Here is a 24,490-nt window from a genome sequence, read left to right on the forward strand (position 1 = left end):
CACCACGTCGGCACGGGAACGCAGAGGGGTCGGACTCGCCAGAGTCCGACCCCTTCTAACCAACACCCACCCAGCACGGCGCGAGCGACGACGTCCCCACGGTCATCACGCGCCGGGGCAAGCAAGTCGCCGCCGTCGTCTCCATCGAGGTGCTGCGCAAGTACCTGGAGTGGGAAGAGCGCGAGATCAACCGGATCATCGACGAGCGCATGGCCAACCCGGCACCCGGCGTCCCGATCGAGGACATCATGAGGGAGACGCTGGCGCGCGGTGAGTGAGTACCGGACCGCCTTTCGACCGGAGGCGCAGGCCGAGCTCCGGAAGATCCCCCGCGACATGGCGCTGCGCATCCTGGCCAAGCTGACCGAGCTGGAGACCGACCCCTTCGGCTTCAACACCACCGCACTCGTGTCCCAGCCGGAACGCCGCCGGCTGCGAGTCGGCGACTACCGGGTCGTCTACACGATCGACAACGGAGAGCTCGTGGTGTGGTCGTACACATCGGGCATCGCGTCACCGTTTACGACACCTGACGCCGACTGCTGACGGCGAAGGGGCCGACCCCTGGAGGAGCCGACCCCTTCTGGCCTTTGCGATTACTGGAACTCGCTCGCAGGCAGCAACGAAACGACTAGACGTTGAAGCGGAACTCCACCACGTCGCCGTCCTGCATCACGTAGTCCTTGCCCTCCATGCGGGCCTTGCCCTTCGCGCGGGCTTCCGCCACCGAGCCGCAGGCGACCAGGTCCTCGAACGAGATGACCTCGGCCTTGATGAAGCCGCGCTGGAAGTCGGTGTGGATCACGCCGGCGGCCTCGGGGGCGGTGGCGCCGCGCTTGATGGTCCAGGCGCGGGTTTCCTTCGGGCCGGCCGTCAGGTAGGTCTGCAGGCCCAGCGTGGTGAAGCCGACGCGGCCCAGGGTGGCCATGCCCGGCTCGTCCTGGCCGACCGACTGGAGGAGTTCCAGGGCCTCGTCGTCGTCGAGCTCGACGAGGTCCGCCTCCAGCTTGGCGTTGAGGAAGATCGCCTCCGCGGGGGCGACCAGCGCGGACTGCTCCGCCTTGAAGGCGTCGTCCGTCAGCTCGTCCTCGTCCACGTTGAAGACGTAGAGGAAGGGCTTCGTCGTCAGGAGGTGGAGCTCGTGGAGGAGGTCGCCCTGCTCCGTGCCCTTGGTGATCCCGCGGGAGAAGAGGGTGTGGCCCTCCTCCAGGATCTTCTGCGCCTTCTCGACGGCGGCCAGGACCGCGACCTTCTCCTTCTGGAGGCGGGACTCCTTCGTCAGGCGCGGCACCGCCTTCTCGATGGACTGGAGGTCGGCGAGGATCAGCTCGGTGTTGATCGTCTCGATGTCGTCCTTCGGCGAGACCTTGCCGTCGACGTGGACGACGTTCTCGTCCTTGAAGGCGCGGATGACCTGGCAGATGGCGTCGGACTCGCGGATGTTGGCGAGGAACTTGTTGCCCAGGCCCTCACCCTCCGAGGCGCCGCGCACGATGCCCGCGATGTCGACGAAGTCGACCGTCGCCGGGAGCACCCGCTGCGAGCCGAAGATGTCCGCGAGGACCGCGAGGCGCTTGTCGGGGACGCCGACGACGCCGACGTTCGGCTCGATGGTGGCGAACGGGTAGTTGGCCGCCAGCACGTCGTTCTTGGTCAGGGCGTTGAACAGGGTCGACTTGCCGACATTCGGCAGGCCGACGATTCCGATCGTGAGCGACACGTTGGCGACTTCCCGTAGCTGGAGGGGGCGGCGGCCCGGAGGTGGGCCACCGGACAGTTTACTTTCCGATGAGTGGCCGTGGATGTACGCGTGTCCGGGGCCCGATCCGGCGCTCCCCCCGCCTAGTTTGGTGGGGTGGAGCAATACAGGACGCGACCGGCCCCTCACCCGCAGCGACCCTCGGGACCACGGCGGCCCGTGCGGCCCCCGGCCCAGCGCACGCACCCGGCCGTGGCCGCCGCGACCGCCGCGCGGCGGATGCCCCGGCCCCGGCTGACCGGGCTGGGCGGCGGGCTGTTCTCGTGCGCCGCGATGGTGCTGGTCGGCGGGATCTGCTGGCTGCTCTTCGACGCGTCGCTCTTCGTCTACGGGCTGCTCTTCGTGCCCGTCGCGGCCGCCACCGGCCTCTGGGTGCGGCCCGCCGACCTGATCACCGCGCCTATCAGTGTCCCGATCGCCTTCGCCGCCGGAGTGTGGCCCATCTCGGGCGGCTCCGGCGGCCTCGGCGGGCAGCTGATGGGGCTGGTGTCCGTCCTGTCCCTGCACGCGGGCTGGCTGTACGCGGGGACGCTGGCCGCCGCCCTCATCGTCGTGGTGCGCAAGGCCGTGCTGATCGGCCGGCGCCGGCTCCCCCGACGCGTCGCCTAGGAACCCTTCGCCGCCTCCGCAGCCGCCATCGCCGCCCCCACGATGCCCGCGTTGTTCTGCAGCTTCGCCGGGACGATCTCCGCCCGGATGCCCTCGATCAGCGGCAGGAACTTCTCCGGCTTGCGGCTCACGCCGCCGCCGATGATGAAGAGGTCCGGCGAGAACAGCATCTCCACGTGCGCGAGGTACTTCTGGAGCCGGTGCGCCCACCGCTCCCACGTGAGGTCCCCGTCCTCCTTGGCCTTCACCGACGCGCGCGTCTCCGCGTCGTGGCCCTTCAGCTCCAGGTGCCCGAGCTCACTGTTCGCGACCAGCCGCCCGTCCGTGAACAGGGCGGACCCGATGCCCGTGCCCAGCGTGAGCATGATGACCGTGCCGCCCCGCCCGCGCCCGGCCCCGTACGTCATCTCCGCGATCCCCGCCGCGTCCGCGTCGTTCAGGACCGTGACCGGCAACCCGCCCAGCTCCCGCTTGAGCAGCGCCGCCGTGTCGACGCCGACCCACGCCTTGTCCATGTTCGCCGCCGTGCGGGTGACGCCGCCCGTGACCACGCCCGGGAAGGTGACCCCGACCGGGCCCGACCAGGAGAACGCGCCGACCACCTCGGCGACGCAGCCGGCCACCCCCTCGGGGGTGGCCGGCTGCGGTGTCAGTACTTTGTGGCGCTCGTGCGCCAGGTCGCCGCGGTCCAGGTCTACGGGAGCGCCCTTGATCCCGGAACCGCCGATGTCCACACCCATGATCTGCATGGACATACCGTACGAAAGGAGTTACTTGTCGGCGACCAGTTCGGCCGCTTCCGCGCGCAGGTCGCGGCGCAGCTCCTTGGGCAGCGAGAAGACGATCGACTCCTCGGCGGTCTTGACGATCTCGACGTCCTCGTAGCCGCGCGCCGCGAGCCATTCCAGGACTTCCTCGACCAGGACCTCCGGCACCGAGGCGCCCGAGGTGAGGCCGACCGTGCTCACGCCCTCCAGCCAGGCCTCGTCGATCTCGCTCGCGAAGTCGACCAGGTAGGCGGCGCGCGCGCCCGCGTCGAGCGCGACCTCGACCAGCCGGATGGAGTTCGAGGAGTTCTTCGAGCCGACCACGATGACCAGGTCGGAGTCCGCGCCCATCGCCTTGACGGCGGCCTGGCGGTTGGAGGTGGCGTAGCAGATGTCGTCGCTCGGCGGCGAGACCAGCAGCGGGAACTTCGTCTTCAGCGCGTCGACGGTCTCCATCGTCTCGTCGACGGACAGGGTGGTCTGGGACAGCCAGACGACCTTCGACTCGTCGCGCACCTCGACGTTGGCCACGTCGTCCGGGCCGTCGACGATCGTGATGTGGTCCGGGGCCTCGCCGGAGGTGCCGATGACCTCCTCGTGGCCCTCGTGGCCGATGAGGAGGATGTCGAAGTCCTCGTTGGCGTACCGGATGGCTTCCTTGTGCACCTTGGTGACCAGCGGGCAGGTCGCGTCGATCGTCGCGAGCTTGCCGCGCGCCGCCTCCTCGTGCACCACGGGGGCAACGCCGTGCGCGGAGAACATCACGATGGAGCCCTCGGGCACCTCCTCCGTCCGCTCGACGAAGATGGCGCCCTTCTTCTCCAGGGTCTGGACCACGTACTTGTTGTGCACGATCTCGTGACGGACGTAGACCGGCGCGCCGTACTGCTCGAGGGCCTTCTCGACAGCGATCACGGCTCGGTCGACGCCCGCGCAGTAGCCGCGAGGGGCGGCGAGCAGGACACGGCGGGAAGCGGCAGCAGTCATGCCCTCCATCGTACGGGGGCGCCCAGCAGGTCGTTCGTCCCCCGTCCGCCCCACACTTGATCGCAAGCGTGTCCGCAGCATCACTCGGAGGGTCGATGGCGTCCGGTACGCACTCCAGTACGGCGACGCCCGCACCGCCGCCGGCCCAGGACGGCCCCCTGCGCCGGAGCCTCGGCTTCCGGGACCTGGTCGTCTACGGGCTCCTCTTCATCGCCCCCATGGCCCCGGTCGGGGTCTTCGGCGCCCTGGACGCCAGGTCGCACGGAGCCGTCGCCCTCGTCTACCTCGCCGCGACCGCCGCGATGGCCTTCACGGCCTTCTCCTACGCCCAGATGGTGCGGGTCGCCCCGCAGGCCGGCTCGGTGTTCACGTACGCCCGCAAGGGCCTCGGCGAGGGGCCGGGCCTGATCGCCGGGTGGATGGCGATGCTCGACTACCTGCTGATCCCGGCCGTCGCGTACCTCTTCTCGGGGATCGCGATGAACGCGCTGGTGCCGGAGGTCTCCCGCTGGGTGTGGACGGCGCTGGCCGTCGTGGTCACCACCCTGCTCAACCTGTGGGGCGTACGGGCGGCCGCGCGCGTGGGCTTCGCCGTGCTGGCCGTGGAGGTCCTGGTCCTGCTCGTCTTCGTCGTCGCCGCGGTGGGCGCCTTGGTCCAGGACGGGGCGCGGCGCGGCTGGCTCTCCCCGCTGACCGGCGACGGCTCGCTCGGCTTCTCCGCGGGCGCCGTCCTCGGTGCGGTGTCCGTGGCGGTGCTGTCGTACCTCGGTTTCGATGCCGTCGCCTCCTTCGCCGAGGAGGTGACGGGGGGCTCGCGGCGCGTGGCGCGGGCGGTGTTGTCCTGTCTGGCGCTGGCCGGGGTGCTGTTCGTCGTCCAGACCTACCTGGTGGCGCTGCTCAGCCCGGTCTCCTCGGCGGAGCTGGCCGCCGATCCGGTGCGCCAGGGCCCGGCCTTCTACACCGCGGTGGAGTCCTCCGTGGGCTCCTGGCTGCACGACCTGGTGGCGGTCAGCAAGGCCGTCGGGGCGGCCTTCGCGGCACTGGCCGGGCAGGCGGCGGCCGCGCGGCTGGTGTTCGCGATGGCCCGGGAGCGGCGCCTGCCCCGGCTGCTCGCGCGGACCTCGGGCGGCGCCCCGCGGCCCGCGCTGCTGGTGTCGGCCGCCGTCACGCTGACCGCGGCCGTGTGGGCGGCCCGGCGCGACGACGGACTCGACCAGCTGGTGTCCGTGGTGGACGTGGGGGCACTGGTGGCGTTCACGCTGCTGCACGCCTCGGTCGTGGGCTGGTTCGTGGTCCGGCGCCGGGAGGGCACGCCGAACTGGTGGAAGCACCTGCTGGTCCCGGTGCTGGGCGCCGTGGTGACGGTCGCGGTGATCGCCGGGGCCGCCAGGACGGCGCAGCTCGTGGGGGCGGTGTGGCTGGTGGTGGGGCTGGGGGTGCTGTTCGTCCAGCGGGGACGGCCGGCTTCGCCGTGAGCGGGCGGGGCCGCGGACCGGCGGGGACGGCCGGCGTCGCCGCGAGCGGGCGCGGGGCCGCGGACCGCGACACCGCGCGGGAGCCTGAGACGCTGTCAGCGCCGACGGATAACCTGCGCACATGGGTCTGAATACGTCGGCCGAGGCGCCGCTGCCGGTAGGCCAGGTGTCCCGGCTCATCGGGGGCTGGATCGAGCGGCTCGGTCAGGTGTGGGTGGAGGGGCAGATCACGCAGCTCTCGCGGCGGCCGGGGGCGGGGGTGGTCTTCCTGACGCTGCGCGACCCGTCGCACGACATCTCGGTCAGCGTGACCTGCTTCCGCCAGGTCTACGACGAGGTCGCGGACGCCGTCTCGGAGGGCGCGCGGGTGGTCGTACTGGCCAAGCCCGAGTGGTACGCCCCGCGCGGTCAGCTCTCCCTGCGGGCCACGGAGATACGGCCGGTCGGCATCGGTGAGCTGCTCGCCCGGCTGGAGCGGCTCAAGCGGTCCCTCGCCTCGGAGGGCCTCTTCGCGCTGGACCGCAAGAAGCCGCTGCCCTTCCTGCCGCAGCTGGTCGGGCTGGTGGTCGGGCGGGCCTCGGCGGCCGAGCGCGACGTCCTGGAGAACGCCCGCCGCCGCTGGCCGGCGGTCCGCTTCGAGGTGCGCAACGTCGCCGTCCAGGGGGTGCACGCGGTGCCCCAGGTGATCGAGGCGGTCAAGGAGCTCGACGCCCTGCCCGAGGTGGACGTGATCATCGTGGCGCGCGGCGGCGGCAGCGTGGAGGACCTGCTGCCCTTCTCCGACGAGGAGGTCGTACGGACGGTCGCCGCCGCCCGCACCCCGGTGGTCTCGGCCATCGGCCACGAGCCCGACTCCCCCCTGCTGGACCTGGTCGCGGACGTACGGGCCTCCACGCCCACGGACGCCGCCAAGAAGGTCGTGCCGGACGTGGGCGAGGAGCTGGAGCGCGTACGCCAGTTGCAGGCGCGGGGGCTGCGCGCGGTGAGCGGGCTGCTCGACCGGGAGGAGCGGGGGCTCGCGCACGCGCTGGCCCGGCCGGTCTTCGTGCATCCGCAGCGGATGGTGGACATCCGCGAGGACGAGCTCGACGCGCTGCTGGCGCGCAGCCGCCGCACGCTGGGCCACCTGCTGGACCGGGCGGACTCGGAGCTCTCCCACACCCTGGCCCGGGTGGTGGCGCTGTCCCCCGCCGCGACCCTGGAGCGGGGCTACGCCGTCCTCCAGCGGGCCGACGGGCACGTGGTGCGCTCACCGGGGGAGGTCGCGCCGCACGAGGCGCTGCGGGCCCGGGTGGCGGAGGGCACGTTCTGCGTGCGGGTGGGCGCCGAGGACGAGGGACCGGCGGCCGAGGAGCCGGCCGAGGCGCCCGCGGCTTCGCAGTAGGGGCACACGGCCGCAGCCATCGGGCCGCCGCCGCGACCGACAGATCGTTGTCACCAACAGATCGTCGCCACCAACAGATCGTCTCGACCACCGGGTCGTACGACGCACAGGAGGGAAGAGGGAATGGCAGAGGCCGAAACGGCGCTGGGGTACGAGCAGGCCCGCGACGAGCTCATCGAGGTCGTCCGCAAGCTGGAGGCCGGGGGGACCTCGCTGGAGGACTCCCTCGCGCTCTGGGAGCGCGGCGAGGAGCTGGCGAAGGTCTGCCGGCACTGGCTGGAGGGCGCGCGCGCCCGGCTGGACTCGGCGCTGGCGGCGCGGGAGCCCGCCGCGGAGGAGTGATCCCGGTCACCGCCCCAGCGGTTTAGTTGAAATTTCATCTACTTCAGCCGTAGAGTCGGAGACATCGCTCGACGCTTCACCTCCGTATGGAAGAAGGCTTTCCGATGTCTCTCGTTCTTGACTCCGCCGCGCAGGACCTCCTCTTCCGCGAGGCCCGCACCGCCAACTCGTTCTCCGACGAGCCGGTGACCGAGGAGCAGGTGCAGGCGATCTACGACCTGGTGAAGTTCGGCCCCACCGCTTTCAACCAGACCCCGCTGCGCATCACCCTGGTCCGCTCCCCCGAGGCCCGCGAGCGCCTCGTGCAGCACATGTACGAGGGCAACCAGGCCAAGACCGCCGCCGCCCCGCTGGTCGCGATCCTCTCCGCGGACAACGAGTTCCACGAGGAGATCCCCAAGCTGCTGCCGCACTTCCCGCAGGCCAAGGACATGTTCTTCGCCGAGCGCCCGGTGCGCGAGCAGTCCGCGCTGGTCAACGCCACGCTCCAGGCCGCGTACTTCATCGTCGGCGTCCGCGCCGCCGGCCTGGCCGCGGGCCCGATGACCGGCGTGGACTTCCACGGCCTCCAGAAGGAGTTCCTGGACGACGACCACACCCCGCTGATGGTGATCAACATCGGCAAGCCGGGCGAGGACGCCGCGTTCCCGCGCTCCCCGCGCCTGGCGTTCGACGAGGTCGTCACCACCGTCTGACCGCAGACGCCGCTGCCGTCGCAGCCGCACGCGAAAGGGCCGTGCCCCCGGGTTTCCGGGGGCACGGCCCTTTCGCACGCGGTACGGGCGTACGGGGCCACAGCCCCGCTCGCGCTACGCGTCCCGCTCGCGCTACGCGCCCTGCTTGAACTCCAGCGCCGCCACCATCGCCCCGAGCTGCTCGAAGGAGGCCGTGCCGGTCACCACCGTCACGTGCCCCTGCTCGCGCCGCACGAGGGCGTCGTACTTCTCGCCGTCCCAGCGCTCCCAGGCCGTGTCGCCGACCTGCTGCGTCTGACCGGTGGCCGCAGCCTTCTGGGTGACGCGGGTCAGGTAGGCGGGCGAGGTGTCCGTGGACTGCTCGACCGCCACGTACTGCTGGTCGGGGTCGAGGAAGCCCAGGTGCCAGGCGTTGGCGTTCCTGCGCTCGTACGTCACCGAGGTCGCCCGCCACTGCTCCGGGAGCCCCACGGGGGCCGCCACCGGGTACGGGGCCGCGCGCCGGGCCGTGAGCGTCTCCACCCGGTAGTCGACCGGGCGCGTCGGATCGGCCTTGTCGTCGTGCGGGATGAAGAGGTAGATCCCCATCCCCGCGACCACGAGGCCCACCACACCCAGCGACCGGACCATGTCCCAGATCGTCTGCTTGCCTTTCATACCTGCCACGGCACCATCGTCCCGCATCGCCGCGGGCGATCTCCGCCGGGGTCACCCCCGCCGGGCGGCGCGTCGGACACGCGCGGAGCGCCGGGGGCCGCAAGATGTCCGCTCAGGCCAATGGACTGACCGATATTCCGCTCATACGTGACCCGCCCTGCTCAATATGTCGACCTACCGATAGAGTTCCAGCACCCTCACTTCCCGGCCGTCGCCGTACAGAAAGGTGCGCTCCGATGACCGAGCACAACCTGCCGCCCCAGCTCGTGGTCTCTCCGGAGGCCCCCGACCGCAACCTCGCCCTGGAACTCGTCCGGGTCACCGAGGCCGCCGCCATGGCCGCGGGCCGGTGGGTCGGCCGCGGCGACAAGCTCGGCGCGGACGGCGCCGCGGTCAACGCGATGCGCACCCTGATCTCCACCGTCTCGATGAACGGCGTCGTCGTCATCGGCGAGGGGGAGAAGGACGAGGCCCCCATGCTGTTCAACGGTGAGAGGGTCGGCGACGGTACCGGCGCCGAGGTCGACATCGCCGTGGACCCGATCGACGGCACCACCCTGAACGCCAAGGGCATGCCGAACGCCATCGCCGTCCTGGCCGCCGCCGACCGCGGCACCATGTTCGACCCGTCCGCCGTCTTCTACATGGAGAAGCTGGTCACGGGCCCCGAGGCCGCCGACTTCGTCGACATCAACGCGCCCGTCTCGGTGAACATCCGCCGGGTCGCCAAGGCCAAGAACATGGCCGTCGAGGACGTCACCGTGGTCATCCTGGACCGCCCCCGCCACGAGGGCATCGTCAAGGAGATCCGCGAGACCGGCGCCCGGATCAAGTTCATCTCCGACGGCGACGTCGCGGGCTCCGTCATGGCCGTCCGCGAGGGCACCGGCGTGGACCTGCTGCTCGGCATCGGCGGCACCCCCGAGGGCATCATCTCGGCCTGCGCCATAAAGTGCCTCGGCGGCACGATCCAGGGCAAGCTGTGGCCCAAGGACGAGGCCGAGCGCCAGAAGGCCATCGACGCGGGCCACGACCTGGACCGCGTCCTGCACACGAACGACCTGGTGTCCGGGGAGAACGTCTTCTTCGTCGCCACCGGCATCACGGACGGCGAGCTGCTGCGCGGCGTCCACTACCGCTCGGAGACCGCGACGACGTCCTCGCTGGTCATGCGCTCGAAGTCCGGCACGATCCGGCAGATCGACTCCACGCACCGCCTGTCGAAGCTGCGCGCGTACAGCGCGATCGACTTCGACCGCGCGCTCTAGTCGGCGCTCGGCGGCACGAGAGGGGCGGTCACCGTATGCGGCGGTGACCGCCCCTTCCGCATGTACGCGTACCGCAGCAGGTCTACGGGGCCTCGCGCCCGCGGCCCCGGCCTGCGGCCGGCGGCAGCGACGGCCGGGGGGTGCCAGGTGCACCGGGCGGCCTGCCGCGGCGTTTCCCGGGGCTCCGCCCCGACCCGCGCCTCAAACGCCGGCGGCGCTGGACTTCAGCCCGCGGCGGCGATGGGTCCGGCGTCCGGGGCCTGGCGCAGCTCGGCCGACCTGCGCCGCATCCGCGTCAGCACCACCCGGCGCTCGGCCGCGGTGAGCCCGCCCCAGACCCCGTAAGGCTCCGGCTGGAGCAGCGCGTGCTCCCGGCAGGCGACCATCACCGGGCAGCGGGCGCAGACGCGCTTGGCGGCTTCCTCGCGGGAGAGCCGGGCCGCGGTCGGTTCCTTGGAGGGTGCGAAGAAGAGACCCGCCTCGTCGCGGCGGCACACGGCCTCCGCGTGCCATGGGCCGTCGTCCGCCCGCGCCGGCACCCGTGGCTTCGGGACTGCCGCCGGGAGCACCCCAGGACCCTGAAGGCTCTTCACGACGGCGACCTGCAGGGACTGATGCGGCGGCTGCGGCACGGTCTACTCCTGACGACGGATACGTGAGCGAGAGACGACGCACCTGTCCCTACCCGCTGTACGCGCCCCTATGCACCGCGTGGCACGGGTCGGGCCGGGTTCGGCCGAAACGAGCCCCTGGGCGAGACCCCGCCCCCGAGGGCCCCGGCACGCCAGCCGTCGTCAGCTGCCGTCAGCCTTCGTCGGGCTTGCGCAGCTTGCGGGCCAGGTCGACCAGGCGGGCGCCGAGCCGGGGCCGCGCCTCGATGTTGCCCAGCAGGGCGAAGCCCCGGACGATCACCACCGGCGCCTGCGGGTCGGTCTCCCCGCGGCCCTCGCCGCGCACCTCGAAGTTGCCGAGGACCCCGCTGCCGTAGCCGCGCAGGGTCACGTTCTCCGGAACCAGGACCTCGACGTTGCCGAGGACGCTGGTCACGTTGATCTCGGTGACCTGCTGCTGGAAGACCGCCTCGGTGAGGTCGATGGTGATGTCGCCCATGACCGAGATCGCGCGGGTGTGCGCGCCCGGCCGCCAGCGGCCCTTGCGGGCGGAGCTGCTGCACACGGCGACGATCGTCTCGGTGTAGCCGCCGGGGCCGTCGGCCGGGGCGGCGTGCGCCGGATGCGCGGCCGGGGCATGGACGCCGCCGGGCGCGGGGAGGTCCCGTACGAGGACCTCCAGCTCACCGACCGTCTTGAAGGCGTACAGCGAGTCCAGGCGGTCGGAGTGTTCCTCGGCCGTCAGGCGGCCTTCGGCGAGGGCGTCGGAGAGGATCTGCGCGATCCGGTCCCGGTCGGCGTCGGAGGCACGCAGATCGGCCGGTGCGGCGGGGGCGGCGGGGTGCTTTTCCAGGTCCACGCCACCCAGCATAGCCAGACACGATAGATCGCGATACTCCTCAGTGGAGTCCCGCGCCCGCCCAATGAGCCTTACCTCACAGACGAAGCGCCCGGAAGAGGTCCTACGCTGGTTAACCGCGCTGCCAAATGGTCGCCAGTGCTGTCTGCCGAGTGAGGAATGACTGCCGTCATGCCAGAGTTTGCGTACACCGACCTGCTGCCCCTGGGCGAGGACACCACCCCCTACCGGCTGGTGACCGCCGAGGGCGTGTCCACCTTCGAGGCGGACGGCCGTACGTTCCTCAAGGTCGAGCCCGAGGCGCTGCGCAAGCTCGCCGAAGAGGCGATCCACGACATCCAGCACTTCCTGCGCCCCGCGCACCTCGCGCAGCTGCGCCGCATCATCGACGACCCCGAGGCCTCCTCGAACGACAAGTTCGTGGCCCTGGACCTGCTGAAGAACGCGAACATCGCGGCGGCCGGCGTCCTGCCGATGTGTCAGGACACGGGCACGGCCATCGTGATGGGCAAGCGCGGCCAGAACGTCCTCACGGAGGGCGGCGACGAGGCGGCCCTCTCGCGCGGCATCTACGACGCGTACACGCGGCTGAACCTGCGCTACTCGCAGATGGCCCCCCTCACCATGTGGGAGGAGAAGAACACCGGCTCGAACCTGCCCGCGCAGATCGAGCTGTACGCGACCGACGGCGGCGCGTACAAGTTCCTCTTCATGGCCAAGGGCGGCGGCTCGGCCAACAAGTCCTTCCTCTACCAGGAGACCAAGGCGGTCCTCAACGAGGCCTCCATGATGAAGTTCCTGGAGGAGAAGATCCGTTCGCTCGGTACGGCGGCCTGCCCGCCCTACCACCTGGCGATCGTGGTCGGCGGCACCTCCGCCGAGCACGCGCTGAAGACCGCGAAGTACGCCTCGGCGCACTACCTGGACGAGCTGCCCACCGAGGGCTCCGCCACCGGCCACGGCTTCCGCGACCTGGGCCTTGAGGAGAAGGTCTTCGAGCTCACCCAGAAGATCGGCATCGGCGCGCAGTTCGGCGGCAAGTACTTCTGCCACGACGTCCGCGTCGTGCGCCTGCCGCGCCACGGCGCCTCGCTGCCCGTCGCGATCGCCGTGTCCTGCTCGGCCGACCGCCAGGCCACCGCGAAGATCACCGCCGAGGGCGTCTTCCTGGAGCAGCTGGAGACGGACCCGGCGCGCTTCCTGCCGGACACCACGGACTCGCACCTGGACGAGTCGGCCGACGTCGTCTCCATCGACCTGAACCAGCCGATGGACGAGATCCTGGCGACCCTGACCAAGCACCCGGTCAAGACCCGCCTCTCGCTGACCGGCCCGCTGGTCGTGGCGCGCGACATCGCGCACGCCAAGATCAAGGAGCTGCTGGACTCGGGCGCGCCGATGCCCCAGTACCTCAAGGACCACCCGGTCTACTACGCCGGCCCCGCGAAGACCCCCGAGGGCTACGCCTCCGGTTCCTTCGGCCCCACCACGGCGGGCCGCATGGACTCCTACGTCGAGCAGTTCCAGGCGGCGGGCGGCTCCAAGGTCATGCTGGCCAAGGGCAACCGCTCCCAGCAGGTGACGGACGCGTGCGGTACGCACGGCGGCTTCTACCTGGGCTCGATCGGCGGGCCCGCGGCGCGCCTGGCCCAGGACTGCATCAAGAAGGTCGAGGTCCTGGAGTACGAGGAGCTCGGCATGGAGGCGGTCTGGAAGATCGAGGTCGAGGACTTCCCGGCCTTCATCGTCGTGGACGACAAGGGCAACGACTTCTTCCAGAACCCGGCCCCGGAGCCGACGTTCACGCACATCCCGGTCCGCGGACCGGGTCTGTAGCGCACGGCTGAGGGCCTCTCCCCCGTTCGGGGGAGGGGCCCTCGCGCATGTCCGCCTCTCGGCAGATGGCAGGCGCGCGGGGTCCCGGCGAGGCTGTTCCCGTATCCGAACGGCCTACCCGGAACGGGAATTCACGATGAAGAACCGCACGCGCGCCCTCGTCCTCACCGGATCGGCAGCCGCCCTGGTCGCCAGCCTGATCGCGGCGGCCCCCGCACCGGCCGCACCCGGCACCGCCACGTCCGCGGCGGCGGTGGCGGCGAAGCCCGCCTCCGTGCACGGGGGCGGGACGGTGCTCTTCCCCTACGCCCCGAAGGAGGACGACATCCGCTTCACGGTCGACGCCGAATCGGCCCCGTGGAGCAGGCCCCATCCGTCCACAGGCCTGGAGCAGGGGCTGCCGACCGACGCCCGCGGCCGGGTGACCGTCTACCACCACATGCCGGCGCGGGACTTCACCGGTGTGGCCGAGGCGGAGGTCGACTGCATGGTCACCGGCGGCAAGACGGCCTCGGTCACCGCGGTGGTCACGAGCTCGAACGTCGGCTGGGAGGGCAAGCGGATCGGCATCAGCGTCCAGGACGGCGAACGCGGCGGCCCCGACCGCGTCGGCTTCTCGTGGGCCATCGCCAACGTCGACGTGAAGCCCGACGGCTCGGTGGCCGAGCCGACGGTGGGCACCTGCATGGCCCCGGCGCCCTTCACCGAGGTCACCCGGGGCGGCTTCAAGGTCACCCCGGCTCCCTTGGCCCCCCGCCCGGCGGCGCAGCAGTAGGCCCTACTGCGTGCGGACGCCGAACCCGGCGGCGCGCAGCCGCTGCGTCAGGTACCGGGCCTCAACGGGGGTGGCCCGGTACCCGTCGCGCACGGCGGCCAGGACCTGCGGGATCGTCATGCCGAGCGCGTCGCGGAGGACCTTCAGGGCCGCGCCCCCGGAGCCCTCCACGCGGAGCAGCACCGTGCCCTCGGCGGCGACGACGGCCGCCCGGACGCCATCGGGCGCCGGCCCCCACCCCCCGTCGATGGTGCACGCGTCGCGTGGCCCCCCGAACTCGCACTGGTCGCACTCCCACTCCGCTTCCCAGCACAACCTCCCGCCGTCGATCCGCTGCCAGGCGTGGAAGACGCAGTGTGGACACGGTGCACAGAGGGTCCATCCTGGTTCCGGCATGGCGTCACCCTGCCCTGCGCGGGAGGGGGCCCGCATCCGGTTAACGTCGGGGACACGACCCCGCACCTGTCCGTGCACGCCGGTTTGCAAGGATTTCCCCATGGCAGCGACGACCTCCTCCCCCCGTACCGCCCGCGACACGCGGGTGATCGCCCACCGGGGGGCCTCCCACGAGCATCCCGAGCACACGATGGCCGCGTACCGGCAGGCCATCGCCGACGGGGCCGACGCGCTCGAATGCGATGTGCGGCTCACCGCCGACCGGAAGCTGGTCTGCGTGCACGACCGGCGCGTGGAGCGGACCTCCGACGGGCGGGGGGCGGTCTCCGAGATGACGTACGAGGAGCTCGCCGCGCTCGACTTCGGCGGGTGGAAGGGCGAGGAGCACCGCGGGGCGGGGGTGTTGCTCTTCGAGGACCTGCTGCGGGAGGCGCTGGCCGCGCCGCGGCCGGTGGGGCTCGCCGTCGAGACCAAGCACCCGACCCGCGCGGGCGGCCGGCTGGAGGCCGAGCTGGCGCGGATGCTGCGGGAGTACGGGCTCGCCGACGGCTCCACCGGCCGGGTGGAGGTGATGAGCTTCTCGCGGAACGCGCTGACGAGGATGCACCGGCTCGCGCCCGGGCTGCCGGCCGTCTATCTGATCGAGCGGGCGGTCAGGCCGCCGCGGCCGCCGTACGCGACCCACGCGGGCCCGGGCATCGATCTCGTGCGCCGGGACCCGGGTCTGGTGGCCCGGCTGAAGGCCGAGGGGCTGTCCGTGCGGGTGTGGACCGTGGACGAGCCCGAGGACGTGGAGCTGTGCGTGCGGCTCGGCGTGGACACGATCATCACCAACCGGCCGCGGGACGTGCGCAAGCTGCTGCTCGACCTGTGAGGTGAGCGGTGAGCGGTCGGGTGAGCGCCCGGCCGGGGTGCGCCGGCCGGGTGTGGGGGCGGGTCGGGGACGGGCCCGACAGGGCGGCGGTGTTACGCGAAGCGCTGGTTCGTGCCGCCGTGGCAGTTCCAGACGATCAGGCCGGTGCCGGAGCCGTAGGCGGCGCCCGGGGCGTCGAGGAAGCGGTCCTGGGTCAGTTCGACAGGGGTGACGGCTCCCGTCGTGGCCGCCGGGGCCCCGGCAGTGGCCGCCGCCTGGGCCGACGGGGTGACGGCGGTGACGCCCCCGAGGGCGGCCGCGATCGCCGCGGCCGCGGCGACGGTAGATCTGAGCACGGGTCTGGTGCGCGCACGTGCCATGAACGCCGCCCCGGGCATCGGTGTTACCCACCGGATTTACCGGCCGGTAGGGGAGTTGGGAACACTTTGAACCAGACCATTGCTCATGTTTTCGAGGAGGCCGTGAAAATGACCGATGATCAGCAGGCCGAAGCGTTCCGGATCGAGCACGACTCCATGGGCGAGGTACGGGTGCCCGCGCACGCCAAGTGGCGCGCCCAGACCCAGCGCGCCGTGGAGAACTTCCCCGTCTCGGGGCAGCGGCTGGAGCGCGCCCACATCGAGGCCCTCGCCCGGATCAAGGCCGCCGCCGCCGTGGTCAACGCGCGGCTGGGCGTGGTGGACCAGGACGTGGCCGACGCCATCCGGTCCGCGGCCGAGGAGGTCGCGGACGGCCGCTGGGACGACCACTTCCCCGTGGACGTCTTCCAGACCGGCTCGGGCACCTCGTCCAACATGAACGCCAACGAGGTGATCGCCACCCTGGCCACCGAGCGCCTGGGCCGCGAGGTCCACCCCAACGACCACGTCAACGCCTCGCAGAGCTCCAACGACGTCTTCCCGTCCTCCCTCCACATCGCCGCCACCGCCGCGGTCACCCGGGAGCTCGTCCCGGCCCTGCGCCACCTCGAAATCGCCCTGGAGCGCAAGTCCGCCGAGTTCGCGGAGGTGGTCAAGGCCGGGCGGACGCACCTGATGGACGCCACCCCGGTCACCCTGGGCCAGGAGTTCGGCGGGTACGCGGCGCAGATCCGCTACGGGATCGAGCGGCTGCAGGCGTCCCTGCCCCGGCTCGCCGAGCTGCCGCTGGGCGGCACCGCGGTGGGCACCGGGATCAACACCCCGCCCGGGTTCTCCGCCGCGGTGATCGCCGAGGTGGCCGCCGCCACCGGCCTGCCGCTGACCGAGGCGCGCGACCACTTCGAGGCCCAGGGCGCGCGGGACGCGCTCGTGGAGACCTCCGGGATGCTCCGTACGGTCGCCGTCTCACTCACCAAGATCTCCAACGACCTGCGCTGGATGGCGTCCGGGCCGCGCACCGGATTGGCCGAAATCAACCTGCCGGACCTCCAGCCCGGCTCGTCGATCATGCCCGGGAAGGTCAATCCGGTGATCCCGGAGGCCGTCCTGATGGTCGCCGCACAGGTGATGGGCAACGACGCCACCGTGGCCGTGGCGGGCGCGGCCGGCAACTTCGAACTCAACGTGATGCTCCCCGTGATGGCCAGGAACCTCCTGGAGTCGATCCGGCTGCTCGGCAGCGCGAGCCGCCTGCTCGCGGACCGCACGGTCGACGGGATCACCGCCAACGAGGCCCGGGCCAGGGAGTACGCCGAGTCCTCGCCGTCCGTGGTGACCCCGCTCAACCGCTACATCGGTTACGAGGAGGCCGCCAAGGTCGCCAAGAGGTCCCTCGCCGAACGCAAGACGATCAGGGAGGTCGTGCTGGAGTCCGGCTACGTGGAACGCGGCGCCCTCACGCTGGAGCAGCTCGACGAGGCCCTGGACGTCCTGCGCATGACGCGCCCCTGACCCACCCGCCGGGCGGGGGCCGGATTCGGCCGATTCTCGTCCCCGGACCCTCCCCCCGGCCCGGCCGGGGCGACCTCCACGGTGACCCGCCCCGCAGCGGGCCCGCGGGGCCCCGCCCTAAGATCTCCGCATGACAGGTACTTTCAAGCCTGGGAGCGACGCGGCGCGCAGCGCGCCGTCGGACCCCGCGCAGGGCAGGCGCTGGGCGCCCGGGGAGCAGATCCTCTGGCGCTACCGCGACCACGCCCCCGGGCTGAAGGGCCCGGTGCACATCTGCCGCCCGGTGACCGTCGTGCAGGACACCGACGAGCTCCTGGCCGTCTGGATGGCGCCCGGCACCGAATGCGTCAGACCGGCCCTCACCGACGGCGCCCCCGTCCACCAGGAGCCGCTCGCCACCCGCTACACCGCGCCGCGCACCACCGTGCGCTCGCGCTGGTTCGGCGGGGGCGTGCTGAAGCTGGCACGGCCCGGGGACCCCTGGTCGGTCTGGCTGTTCTGGGGCAACGGCTGGCGGTTCAAGAACTGGTACGTGAACCTGGAGGACCCGCGCTCCCGCTGGGCCGGCGGGGTCGACTCCGTGGACCACTTCCTCGACATCGCGGTCTACCCGGACCGCACCTGGAAGTGGCTGGACGAGGACGAGTTCGCGCAGGCGCAGCGCTCCGGCCTGATGGACCGCCGGCAGGCGCGGGACGTACGGGCCGCCGGGCGGGCGGCGGTCGAGGTGATCGAGGCGTGGGGGGCGCCGTTCTCCGACGGCTGGCAGGACTGGCGGCCGGATCCGGCCTGGCCCGTTCCGGTCCTGCCCGGGGACTGGGACCGCACCCCGGCGTATATGACCTCATGAGACCCTTGATGCGCCCCGGGGGTTCGACCGTAGGATCGTCCCCCGCGAGGTCGCGCGCGGGACGGCGCGGTCGGGCCGCGCACCGGCAAGCGTCATGCCGCACGCGGGACTTGACGGCTCGACACAGGACGAGAGGCAGCGAGGGGCGGCGGTCCGCCGCAGGGAGTTTGGGGGAGGATCCTCGGGGCGATGGTGCCCGGGCCGCTGAGCGGGTATACCGCGACTGACCGAGTTGAGTGCAGCGCACATCGAGCGCAAACGGACGGAATTCCACGCGTGACGGAGTACCCCACCTCCCAGGAGGGCCCGAAGCCCGTCGCCTCCGGCGCAGGGACGGACGAGGCCGGCCACGGCAAGGCGCCCATCGCCGCTGCCGAGGCCGTACGCACGCATGCGCCGGGCCCCGGTGCCGCGGCCGAGCAGGGCGGCGCGGCCGCCGCGGCCTCCGACACGCGCGCGGCCCGCTCCGCGGTGGGCCCGGGACCCGGCAGCGGCCTCCCCCGGCCCCGCAAGGCCGCCGCAGGCCCCGGCGAGGGCCCGGGCAGCGCCCGACCGCGGGACACCGAGGCCGCCCTCAACGCGTCGGGTCCGGGCGGGGCCCGGGGCGCCGCCCGGCCGGTGGACGGCCCGCAGGGCGGGGACGCCGAGCCGGCCCGCACCGCACAGGACTTCCCCGGGCAGGCAGCCCCCCGCCCCGTGGCGGACGACCCCGCGCGCACCGCGCAGGACGCCGCCGGGCCGGAAGGGCGCCCCGTCGAAGGCGCCGGGCCGGAAGCCGGGCGTCCCGTCGAAGGCGCCGGGCCGGAAGGGCGCCCCGTCGCGCAGGACCCGCCGGGGACCGCGGCCGCGTACCCCGCCGCAGGCGAGCCGGCCCGGCGCGAAGGGGACCGGCTGCGTTTCGTCGGCGCCGCCACCCGGCGGATCGCCCGCGGCATCGACCTCGACGAGATCGTGCTCGGCCTGTGCCGGGCCACGGTGCCGACCTTCTCGGACGCCATCCTCGTCTACCTGCGCGACCCGCTCCCGGTCGGGGACGAACGCCCCCTCGGGCCGGTCGTCTTAAGGCTCCGGCGCACCGACCGGCTCCGGCCGATCGACGACTTCACCGACGGCAACGGCACCATCGGCGCGGGAACCGACCTCGCCGGGGCCGCGCGGACCACCGGCGAGCTCGACTTCAGCCAACTGCCGCTGGTCGGCCCGCAGGGTGACCTCCCCGCGGCCGAGCTGTGCGAGATCCTGCCCGGCGGCGCGCTCGCCGAGGTGCTGCGCGGCGTACGGCCCGTCTTCGGGTCCGCGGCCGGCGCGAAGGAGGCGCTGGCGGAGCTGCTGGGTTCGGAGCATCCGCTGCCGCGCGGCAACCGGGCCGTCCTCGCGCCCCTGCGCGGCCGCCGCCGGGTGATCGGCGCCGCCGTGTTCCTGCGTACCCCGGAGCGCCCCGCCTTCGAGCAGAACGACCTCCTGGTCGCCGCTCAGCTGGCGACCCACACCGCGCTGGGCATCGACAAGGCGGTCCTGTACGGCCGCGAGGCGTACATCGCCGACGAGCTCCAGCGCACCATGCTGCCGGACAGCCTTCCGCAGCCCACCGGGGTGCGCCTGGCCTCCCGCTACCTGCCCGCCGCCGAGACGGCCCGGGTCGGCGGCGACTGGTACGACGCGATACCCCTGCCCGGCAGCCGGGTCGCCCTCGTCGTCGGCGACGTCATGGGCCACTCCATGACCTCCGCCGCGATCATGGGGCAGCTGCGCACCACCGCGCAGACCCTCGCCCAGCTGGACCTGCCGCCCGCCGAGGTCCTGCACCACCTGGACGAGCAGGCGCAGCGCCTCGGCTCCGACCGCATGGCCACCTGCCTGTACGCCGTCTACGACCCCGTCGCGCACCGGATCACCATCGCCAACGCCGGCCACCCGCCGCCGGTCCTGCTGCACCTGGGCGGCCGCGCCGAGGTGCTGCGCGTACCCCCCGGCGCCCCCATCGGCGTCGGCGGCGTGGACTTCGAGGCCGTGGAGCTGGACGCGCCCGCCGGGGCCACCCTGCTGCTCTACACCGACGGCCTGGTGGAATCGCGCCTGCGGGACGTGTGGACCGGCATCGAGCAGCTCCGCGAGCGCCTGGCCACCACCGCCCAGCTGACGGGCCTGGACCACCCGCCGCCGCTGGAGGCGCTCTGCGACGACGTCCTGGACATGCTCGGCCCGGGCGACCGGGACGACGACATCGCGCTGCTCGCGGCCCGCTTCGACGGGATCGCGCCCAGCGACGTCGCGTACTGGTTCCTGGACCCGGAGGAGACCGCTCCGGGCAGGGCCCGCCGGTTCGCCCGCCGCGCGCTGGCGCGTTGGGGCCTGGAGGAGCTGGAGGACTCCCTGGAGCTGCTGGTGAGCGAGGTGGTCACCAATGCCGTCCGGTACGCGGAGCGGCCGGTGACGCTGCGCCTGCTGCGGACGGACGTACTGCGCTGCGAGGTCGGCGACGACTCCCCGCAACTGCCGCGCCAGCGCCGGGCGCGGGACACCGACGAGGGCGGCCGCGGCCTGTTCCTGGTCAACCGGATGGCCCGCCGCTGGGGTGCCACCCGGCTCAGCAGCGGAAAGGTCGTCTGGTTCGAGCTCGCACTGCCCGGGACGCCAGAGCCCCGCTGAGGAGAGCCCGAGAAGACCGCCGCTGAGAAGACCGCCGCCCCGCAGCCGTGAAGGCTGCGGGGCGGCGGTGTGTCGTCACGGGCCCGGTGTCTAGTTCTCGGGCACCAGCGGCGGGTCCGGCGGCTTGGGACCGCCGGTCTTGGTCGACGTGGGCGTCGGGGTGGGCGTCGCGGTCGGCGACGCACCGGTCCGGGTCGGCGTCGGGGTCGGGGTCGGCGTCGGCGACTGCGGCGGGGCGCTGCTGGTGGCCGGTGCGCTGGAGGACTGGCTCGTCGTGGGCGTCGGCGAGGCGGTGCGGGACGGCGCCTGGACAGCGCCCATGTCCGCCTCGGTCAGCTGGAACTTGCCCGTGTCCTCGCCCTTGAGGACGGCGAGGGTGTACGCCTTCCAGATCGAGGCGGGGAAGCTGGAACCGCCGAGACGGCCGAGTCCGGCCGCACCGGTCAGGGTGACCTGCTTGGCGGTGCCGGGCTCCTCACCGAAGATCGCGACGACGGTGACCAGCTCCGGGGTGTAGCCGGTGAACCAGCCGGAGTAGTTGTTCTCGGTGGTACCGGTCTTGCCCGCGGCCTCGTAGGCGCTGCTGCGGACCTTGTTGCCGGAGCCGCCGTCGTCGTTGACGACGCCCGTGAGCACCTTGGTGACGGTGTCGGCGGTGCGGCGGCTGATGGCCTGCGCCCCGATGGGCTGCGCCGGCTCGACCTCGCGGTCCTTGTGCTCGGCCTTCTTGATGATGGTCGGCGTGACCTTCTTGCCGTGGTTGTCGAGGGTGGCGTACACGCCCGCCATCTCCACGGTGTTGGCGCTCATGGTGCCGAGCGCCATGGCCGGCTTGTCCTCGGGCCAGCCGTCACGGTCCTTCATGCCGAGGGCCAGGGCCGTCTTCTTCACGACCGCGGGCTTCACGTCCACGATCATCTGCGCGTAGACGGAGTTCACCGAGTAGTTGGTGGCCTCCTGGACCGTCATCATCGGGTCGCCGAAGTTGCGGTCTTCCTGGTTCTGCGGGGCGAACGGGATCTTGCTGCCGACGACGGGCCTCTTGCTGGTGCCGTCGTAGAGCGCGTTCGGGGTGATCGGCTTGCCGTCCTGGGTGGTCGCCCCGGTTTCCAGTGCGGAGGCGAGCACGACCGGCTTGAAGGTCGAGCCCGGCTGGTAGTCCTTGCGCAGGGCGTTGCTCGACCAGTGGTCCTTCAGGCTGGTACCGCCGTACATGGCGACGATGTGACCGGTCTTCGGGTCCACGGAGGTGGCGCCGGCCTGCACGCTCTGGTCCTGCGGGCGGCCCTTGGTGTTCTCGCGTTCGAGCTTGGACTCCAGCTCCTCCTGGACGGCCTTCTCCAGGGCTTCCTGCTTCTTCGGGTCGATGTTGAGCGTGAAGGTCCAGCCGCCGGCGTCGATCAGCTTCTTCTCGACGCCCTGGCTCACGAGCTCGGCCTCGGCGGCCTGGACCAGGTAGCCCTTCTGGCCGTCCATGCCCATCGGCGGCTGGGGCGGCATCGGCTCCGCGAGCTTCATCTCCTTGCGCTTGGCCTCGTCCAGCTTGCCCATGTCGACCATGTTGACGAGGGTCGCGTCGTAGCGGATCTTGATCCGCTTCTTGGTCTCCTCGCTGGCGGTCGACCAGTCGTACTGGCTGGGCGCCTGGACGAGGGTCGCGAGGTACGCGCCCTGCTCCAGCGTCAGCTTCTCCGCGTCGACCCCGTAGTAGGCCTGGGCCGCGGCCTGGATCCCGTACGCACCGCGGCCGAAGTAGCTGGTGTTGAGGTAGCCCGCGAGGATCTCGGGCTTCTTCATCCGCTGGTCGACCTTGAGGGAGATCACCAGCTCCTTGAGCTTGCGGCTCGCCGTCTGGTCCTGGGTCAGGTAGTAGTTCTTGACGTACTGCTGGGTGATCGTTGAACCGCCGGCCTTGCCGCGGCCGCTGGCCGTGTTCCACAGGCCGCGGGCCAGGCCCTTGAAGTCGACGCCTCGGTCCTTGCGGAAGGACTTGTTCTCGATCGCGATGAACGCCTCCTGGACGTCCAGCGGGATCTTGCTGATCGGCAGGATCTCGCGGTTGACCTTGCCCTTGCTGGCCATGATCGTGCCGTCTGCGTACTTGTAGACGTTGCTCTGCTGGAGCGCCTGCTTGTTGGGGTCCGGTTCTTCGACGTAGAAGTACAGGGCCATCAGCGCGGCCATGCCGAGCAGGACCAGCCCGAGAAGGGTGCCGAGGACCTTCTTCCAGGTGAAGAAGCGGCGTATGCCCGTGCGTTTGCCGCCACTTGCCGTGCCCTTGGTGCCCTTCGCGCGTCCGCTCGGCGCACGCCGCGCACCGCGCTGCTGCTGCGCCTTACGCACTTCTGCTCGGCCCATCGCTCCCGCTCCGCTCGATTACCCCCCGACGTCAGCTCAGAAAGCTAACACCGCAGGCTGTGACAAAGGCTGGCCAACCATGGCCAATACCGGTCAATTCGGACGTGAGAATCAGCACCCACATCACTGGAACCGACGCCCACCTAAGCCGAAGGGTTGCTGTAGCGCAAAAAAGTGATATCACTTTGATAAGCGGTTCGACCGACCGCGGCGAACGAAACGGGGCATAGCATGACGAAGGACATCTCGACACCTGACGGCGTACGGGAGTTCCCCGCAAACAGCGTGGCCGGCGGCGCCGCGCTGCTGCTCGGGCTGGCGGGCCTGCTGGGCGGGGCGGGGCTGATCGCGGGCGGGGCGCTGTCGAGCGCCGTCGCCCTGAAGGCGGCGCTGATCGCGGCCGGCGTGATCCTGGTACTCACCTCCCTGATCGCGATGAGCGGGCTGAACACGGTGGCCCCCGGCGAGGCCCGGGTCGTCCAGCTCTTCGGCCGCTACCGGGGGACGATCCGCGCGGACGGGCTGCGCTGGGTCAATCCGCTGACCTCGCGCGAGAAGATCTCCACCCGGGTGCGCAACCACGAGACGGCCGTCCTGAAGGTCAACGACGCCTACGGCAACCCCATCGAGCTGGCGGCGGTCGTGGTGTGGCGGGTCGAGGACACCGCGCGGGCCACCTTCGAGGTCGAGGACTTCACGGAGTTCGTCGAGACGCAGACCGAGGCGGCGGTGCGGCACATCGCGATCGAGTACCCGTACGACGCGCACGAGGAGGGCGGCCTGTCGCTGCGCGGGAACGCCGAGGAGATCACCGAGAAGCTGGCCGTGGAGCTGCACGCGCGGGTGGAGGCGGCCGGGGTGCACATCATCGAGTCCCGCTTCACGCATCTCGCGTACGCTCCGGAGATCGCCTCCGCGATGCTCCAGCGCCAGCAGGCGGGCGCGGTCGTGGCGGCCCGCAAGCAGATCGTCGAAGGCGCGGTGGGCATGGTCGAGCTGGCCCTGACCCGCCTGGCGGAGGAGGACATCGTGGACCTGGACCCGGAGCGCAAGGCCGCCATGGTCTCGAACCTGATGGTGGTCCTGTGCGGCGACCGCGCCGCCCAGCCGGTCGTCAACACGGGCACCCTCTACCAGTGACCCCCGGCGGCGAGGAGAAACCGGCGGGCCGCCAGGCGCGCAAGCAGGTACTGCTGCGACTCGACCCGCAGGTGTACGAGGCGCTGGCCCGCTGGGCGGGCGAGGAACTGCGCAGCGCGAACGCGCAGATCGAGTTCCTGCTCCGCCGGGCCCTCGCCGAGGCCGGCCGCCTCCCCTCGGGCCCGGCCCCCATCCCGCGCCGGGGGCGGCCCCCGAAGCCCGCGGACTGACCCGCGCGTTGGCGCCCGTCGGCGTCGAGGCGCGGGCCCTGGGGAGCTATACGCGGCAGGTATACACACGAGGTATACACGGCGTGTACAGTCGTGGC

Annotated in this window: 24 protein-coding genes and 1 pseudogene; 16 read left to right on the forward strand and 9 right to left on the reverse strand. The window is 71.9% G+C overall.

Annotated features, from left to right (window positions below; translation table 11 throughout):
* The first annotated feature begins 104 nt into the window (after positions 1–104).
* Together AC07DU_RS03870 and AC07DU_RS03875 are read left to right on the forward strand one after the other, a co-directional pair.
* A complete protein-coding gene (locus tag AC07DU_RS03870) occupies positions 105–278 on the forward strand; it encodes a type II toxin-antitoxin system prevent-host-death family antitoxin (RefSeq protein WP_479109886.1) in 174 nt (57 codons plus the stop codon).
* A pseudogene (locus AC07DU_RS03875) lies at positions 271–533 on the forward strand (type II toxin-antitoxin system RelE family toxin). Before AC07DU_RS03870 ends, AC07DU_RS03875 begins: the two are co-directional and overlap by 8 nt.
* 98 nt (positions 534–631) lie before the next feature.
* On the opposite strand, the gene ychF reads toward AC07DU_RS03875, so the two are convergent.
* Positions 632–1,720, reverse strand: coding sequence for a redox-regulated ATPase YchF (ychF, locus tag AC07DU_RS03880; RefSeq protein WP_360898758.1), 1,089 nt, complete (start codon positions 1,718–1,720; stop codon positions 632–634).
* A gap of 231 nt (positions 1,721–1,951) precedes the next feature.
* On the opposite strand from ychF, the gene AC07DU_RS03885 reads away from it, so the two are divergent.
* Positions 1,952–2,368, forward strand: a complete 417-nt coding sequence (locus AC07DU_RS03885; protein ID WP_360898756.1) for a DUF6542 domain-containing protein — start codon at positions 1,952–1,954, stop codon at positions 2,366–2,368.
* Here the strand turns inward: AC07DU_RS03885 and ppgK are convergent.
* Positions 2,365–3,117, reverse strand: a complete 753-nt coding sequence (ppgK, locus tag AC07DU_RS03890) for a polyphosphate--glucose phosphotransferase (RefSeq protein WP_479109479.1) — start codon at positions 3,115–3,117, stop codon at positions 2,365–2,367. The two genes, AC07DU_RS03885 and ppgK, sit on opposite strands and share 4 nt — an antisense overlap.
* Before the next feature lie 21 nt (positions 3,118–3,138).
* Positions 3,139–4,131: a 4-hydroxy-3-methylbut-2-enyl diphosphate reductase gene (locus tag AC07DU_RS03895; protein ID WP_360898752.1), complete on the reverse strand. Its 993-nt coding sequence runs from the start codon at positions 4,129–4,131 to the stop codon at positions 3,139–3,141.
* An 86-nt stretch (positions 4,132–4,217) separates the two neighbouring features.
* Between AC07DU_RS03895 and AC07DU_RS03900 the strand changes: the two genes are divergently transcribed.
* The 4 genes from AC07DU_RS03900 to AC07DU_RS03915 all read left to right on the forward strand — a co-directional run bounded on the left by AC07DU_RS03900 (position 4,218) and on the right by AC07DU_RS03915 (position 8,018).
* Positions 4,218–5,597, forward strand: coding sequence for an APC family permease (locus AC07DU_RS03900; protein ID WP_479109888.1), 1,380 nt, complete (start codon positions 4,218–4,220; stop codon positions 5,595–5,597).
* A 121-nt stretch (positions 5,598–5,718) separates the two neighbouring features.
* Positions 5,719–6,981: an exodeoxyribonuclease VII large subunit gene (gene xseA / locus AC07DU_RS03905; RefSeq protein WP_479109482.1), complete on the forward strand. Its 1,263-nt coding sequence runs from the start codon at positions 5,719–5,721 to the stop codon at positions 6,979–6,981.
* Between the two features lie 123 nt (positions 6,982–7,104).
* Positions 7,105–7,323 (forward strand): exodeoxyribonuclease VII small subunit, encoded by a 219-nt coding sequence (locus tag AC07DU_RS03910; protein ID WP_360898748.1) that lies wholly within the window; start codon positions 7,105–7,107, stop codon positions 7,321–7,323.
* Positions 7,324–7,427: 104 nt separating this feature from the next.
* Positions 7,428–8,018, forward strand: coding sequence for a malonic semialdehyde reductase (locus tag AC07DU_RS03915; RefSeq protein WP_360898746.1), 591 nt, complete (start codon positions 7,428–7,430; stop codon positions 8,016–8,018).
* Positions 8,019–8,150: 132 nt separating this feature from the next.
* Here the strand turns inward: AC07DU_RS03915 and AC07DU_RS03920 are convergent, their stop codons facing one another.
* Complete coding sequence (locus AC07DU_RS03920; RefSeq protein WP_453372829.1) at positions 8,151–8,675, reverse strand: DUF4245 domain-containing protein; 525 nt, start codon at positions 8,673–8,675, stop codon at positions 8,151–8,153.
* Between the two features lie 236 nt (positions 8,676–8,911).
* Between AC07DU_RS03920 and glpX the strand changes: the two genes are divergently transcribed.
* Positions 8,912–9,943 carry a class II fructose-bisphosphatase gene (glpX, locus tag AC07DU_RS03925; RefSeq protein ID WP_360898745.1) on the forward strand — a complete coding sequence of 344 codons (1,032 nt, stop codon included), beginning with the start codon at positions 8,912–8,914 and terminating at the stop codon, positions 9,941–9,943.
* Between the two features lie 224 nt (positions 9,944–10,167).
* Here glpX and AC07DU_RS03930 read toward each other — a convergent pair whose 3' ends face one another.
* Together AC07DU_RS03930 and AC07DU_RS03935 are read right to left on the reverse strand one after the other, a co-directional pair.
* Positions 10,168–10,575 carry a WhiB family transcriptional regulator gene (locus tag AC07DU_RS03930; protein ID WP_392050538.1) on the reverse strand — a complete coding sequence of 136 codons (408 nt, stop codon included), beginning with the start codon at positions 10,573–10,575 and terminating at the stop codon, positions 10,168–10,170.
* 172 nt (positions 10,576–10,747) lie between these two features.
* The gene (locus AC07DU_RS03935; protein WP_360898743.1) at positions 10,748–11,413 is read right to left on the reverse strand and encodes a DUF1707 SHOCT-like domain-containing protein; all 666 of its coding nucleotides are present in this window, start codon (positions 11,411–11,413) and stop codon (positions 10,748–10,750) included.
* A 171-nt stretch (positions 11,414–11,584) separates the two neighbouring features.
* Between AC07DU_RS03935 and AC07DU_RS03940 the strand changes: the two genes are divergently transcribed.
* Together AC07DU_RS03940 and AC07DU_RS03945 are read left to right on the forward strand one after the other, a co-directional pair.
* Positions 11,585–13,249, forward strand: coding sequence for a fumarate hydratase (locus tag AC07DU_RS03940; protein WP_360898741.1), 1,665 nt, complete (start codon positions 11,585–11,587; stop codon positions 13,247–13,249).
* A gap of 136 nt (positions 13,250–13,385) precedes the next feature.
* Complete coding sequence (locus AC07DU_RS03945) at positions 13,386–14,024, forward strand: hypothetical protein (RefSeq protein WP_479109485.1); 639 nt, start codon at positions 13,386–13,388, stop codon at positions 14,022–14,024.
* 3 nt (positions 14,025–14,027) lie between these two features.
* Here the strand turns inward: AC07DU_RS03945 and AC07DU_RS03950 are convergent, their stop codons facing one another.
* Positions 14,028–14,420: a hypothetical protein gene (locus AC07DU_RS03950; RefSeq protein WP_479026795.1), complete on the reverse strand. Its 393-nt coding sequence runs from the start codon at positions 14,418–14,420 to the stop codon at positions 14,028–14,030.
* Positions 14,421–14,520: 100 nt separating this feature from the next.
* Between AC07DU_RS03950 and AC07DU_RS03955 the strand changes: the two genes are divergently transcribed.
* On the forward strand, positions 14,521–15,294 hold the full coding sequence (locus AC07DU_RS03955; protein ID WP_479109487.1) for a glycerophosphodiester phosphodiesterase: 774 nt from the start codon (positions 14,521–14,523) through the stop codon (positions 15,292–15,294).
* Between the two features lie 92 nt (positions 15,295–15,386).
* Here AC07DU_RS03955 and AC07DU_RS03960 read toward each other — a convergent pair whose 3' ends face one another.
* Positions 15,387–15,629, reverse strand: coding sequence for a hypothetical protein (locus tag AC07DU_RS03960; RefSeq protein WP_479109489.1), 243 nt, complete (start codon positions 15,627–15,629; stop codon positions 15,387–15,389).
* A gap of 132 nt (positions 15,630–15,761) precedes the next feature.
* Here AC07DU_RS03960 and AC07DU_RS03965 point away from each other — a divergent pair, with 132 nt between their 5' ends.
* The 3 genes from AC07DU_RS03965 to AC07DU_RS03975 all read left to right on the forward strand — a co-directional run bounded on the left by AC07DU_RS03965 (position 15,762) and on the right by AC07DU_RS03975 (position 20,664).
* Complete coding sequence (locus AC07DU_RS03965) at positions 15,762–17,165, forward strand: class II fumarate hydratase (protein WP_479026788.1); 1,404 nt, start codon at positions 15,762–15,764, stop codon at positions 17,163–17,165.
* A 130-nt stretch (positions 17,166–17,295) separates the two neighbouring features.
* Complete coding sequence (gene fomD / locus AC07DU_RS03970; protein WP_360898731.1) at positions 17,296–18,015, forward strand: cytidylyl-2-hydroxypropylphosphonate hydrolase; 720 nt, start codon at positions 17,296–17,298, stop codon at positions 18,013–18,015.
* Positions 18,016–18,291: 276 nt separating this feature from the next.
* Positions 18,292–20,664, forward strand: a complete 2,373-nt coding sequence (locus AC07DU_RS03975) for a SpoIIE family protein phosphatase (RefSeq protein WP_479109491.1) — start codon at positions 18,292–18,294, stop codon at positions 20,662–20,664.
* A 90-nt stretch (positions 20,665–20,754) separates the two neighbouring features.
* Here the strand turns inward: AC07DU_RS03975 and AC07DU_RS03980 are convergent, their stop codons facing one another.
* On the reverse strand, positions 20,755–23,022 hold the full coding sequence (locus AC07DU_RS03980) for a transglycosylase domain-containing protein (protein ID WP_360898727.1): 2,268 nt from the start codon (positions 23,020–23,022) through the stop codon (positions 20,755–20,757).
* A 231-nt stretch (positions 23,023–23,253) separates the two neighbouring features.
* Here AC07DU_RS03980 and AC07DU_RS03985 point away from each other — a divergent pair, with 231 nt between their 5' ends.
* Together AC07DU_RS03985 and AC07DU_RS03990 are read left to right on the forward strand one after the other, a co-directional pair.
* Entirely contained in the window at positions 23,254–24,162 is a 909-nt protein-coding gene (locus AC07DU_RS03985) for an SPFH domain-containing protein (protein WP_479026781.1), read from the forward strand.
* Entirely contained in the window at positions 24,159–24,392 is a 234-nt protein-coding gene (locus AC07DU_RS03990) for a type II toxin-antitoxin system antitoxin (RefSeq protein ID WP_360898723.1), read from the forward strand. The genes AC07DU_RS03985 and AC07DU_RS03990 overlap by 4 nt, the downstream gene beginning before the upstream one ends.
* Positions 24,393–24,490: the final 98 nt, after the last annotated feature.

It is taken from the genome of Streptomyces sp. NPDC045695 (assembly GCF_056432025.1).

Bases quoted from the DNA above. Each gene is read 5' to 3' on its own strand.
- ppgK (WP_479109479.1), bottom strand. From the start codon at position 3,117: ATGCAGATCATGGGTGTGGACATCGGCGGTTCCGGGATCAAGGGCGCT.
- AC07DU_RS03895 (WP_360898752.1), bottom strand. From the start codon at position 4,131: ATGGAGGGCATGACTGCTGCCGCTTCCCGCCGTGTCCTGCTCGCCGCC.
- AC07DU_RS03900 (WP_479109888.1), top strand. From the start codon at position 4,218: ATGGCGTCCGGTACGCACTCCAGTACGGCGACGCCCGCACCGCCGCCG.
- xseA (WP_479109482.1), top strand. From the start codon at position 5,719: ATGGGTCTGAATACGTCGGCCGAGGCGCCGCTGCCGGTAGGCCAGGTG.
- AC07DU_RS03910 (WP_360898748.1), top strand. From the start codon at position 7,105: ATGGCAGAGGCCGAAACGGCGCTGGGGTACGAGCAGGCCCGCGACGAG.
- AC07DU_RS03915 (WP_360898746.1), top strand. From the start codon at position 7,428: ATGTCTCTCGTTCTTGACTCCGCCGCGCAGGACCTCCTCTTCCGCGAG.
- AC07DU_RS03920 (WP_453372829.1), bottom strand. From the start codon at position 8,675: ATGAAAGGCAAGCAGACGATCTGGGACATGGTCCGGTCGCTGGGTGTG.
- glpX (WP_360898745.1), top strand. From the start codon at position 8,912: ATGACCGAGCACAACCTGCCGCCCCAGCTCGTGGTCTCTCCGGAGGCC.
- AC07DU_RS03940 (WP_360898741.1), top strand. From the start codon at position 11,585: ATGCCAGAGTTTGCGTACACCGACCTGCTGCCCCTGGGCGAGGACACC.
- AC07DU_RS03945 (WP_479109485.1), top strand. From the start codon at position 13,386: ATGAAGAACCGCACGCGCGCCCTCGTCCTCACCGGATCGGCAGCCGCC.
- AC07DU_RS03950 (WP_479026795.1), bottom strand. From the start codon at position 14,420: ATGCCGGAACCAGGATGGACCCTCTGTGCACCGTGTCCACACTGCGTC.
- AC07DU_RS03955 (WP_479109487.1), top strand. From the start codon at position 14,521: ATGGCAGCGACGACCTCCTCCCCCCGTACCGCCCGCGACACGCGGGTG.
- AC07DU_RS03965 (WP_479026788.1), top strand. From the start codon at position 15,762: ATGACCGATGATCAGCAGGCCGAAGCGTTCCGGATCGAGCACGACTCC.
- fomD (WP_360898731.1), top strand. From the start codon at position 17,296: ATGACAGGTACTTTCAAGCCTGGGAGCGACGCGGCGCGCAGCGCGCCG.
- AC07DU_RS03980 (WP_360898727.1), bottom strand. From the start codon at position 23,022: ATGGGCCGAGCAGAAGTGCGTAAGGCGCAGCAGCAGCGCGGTGCGCGG.
- AC07DU_RS03985 (WP_479026781.1), top strand. From the start codon at position 23,254: ATGACGAAGGACATCTCGACACCTGACGGCGTACGGGAGTTCCCCGCA.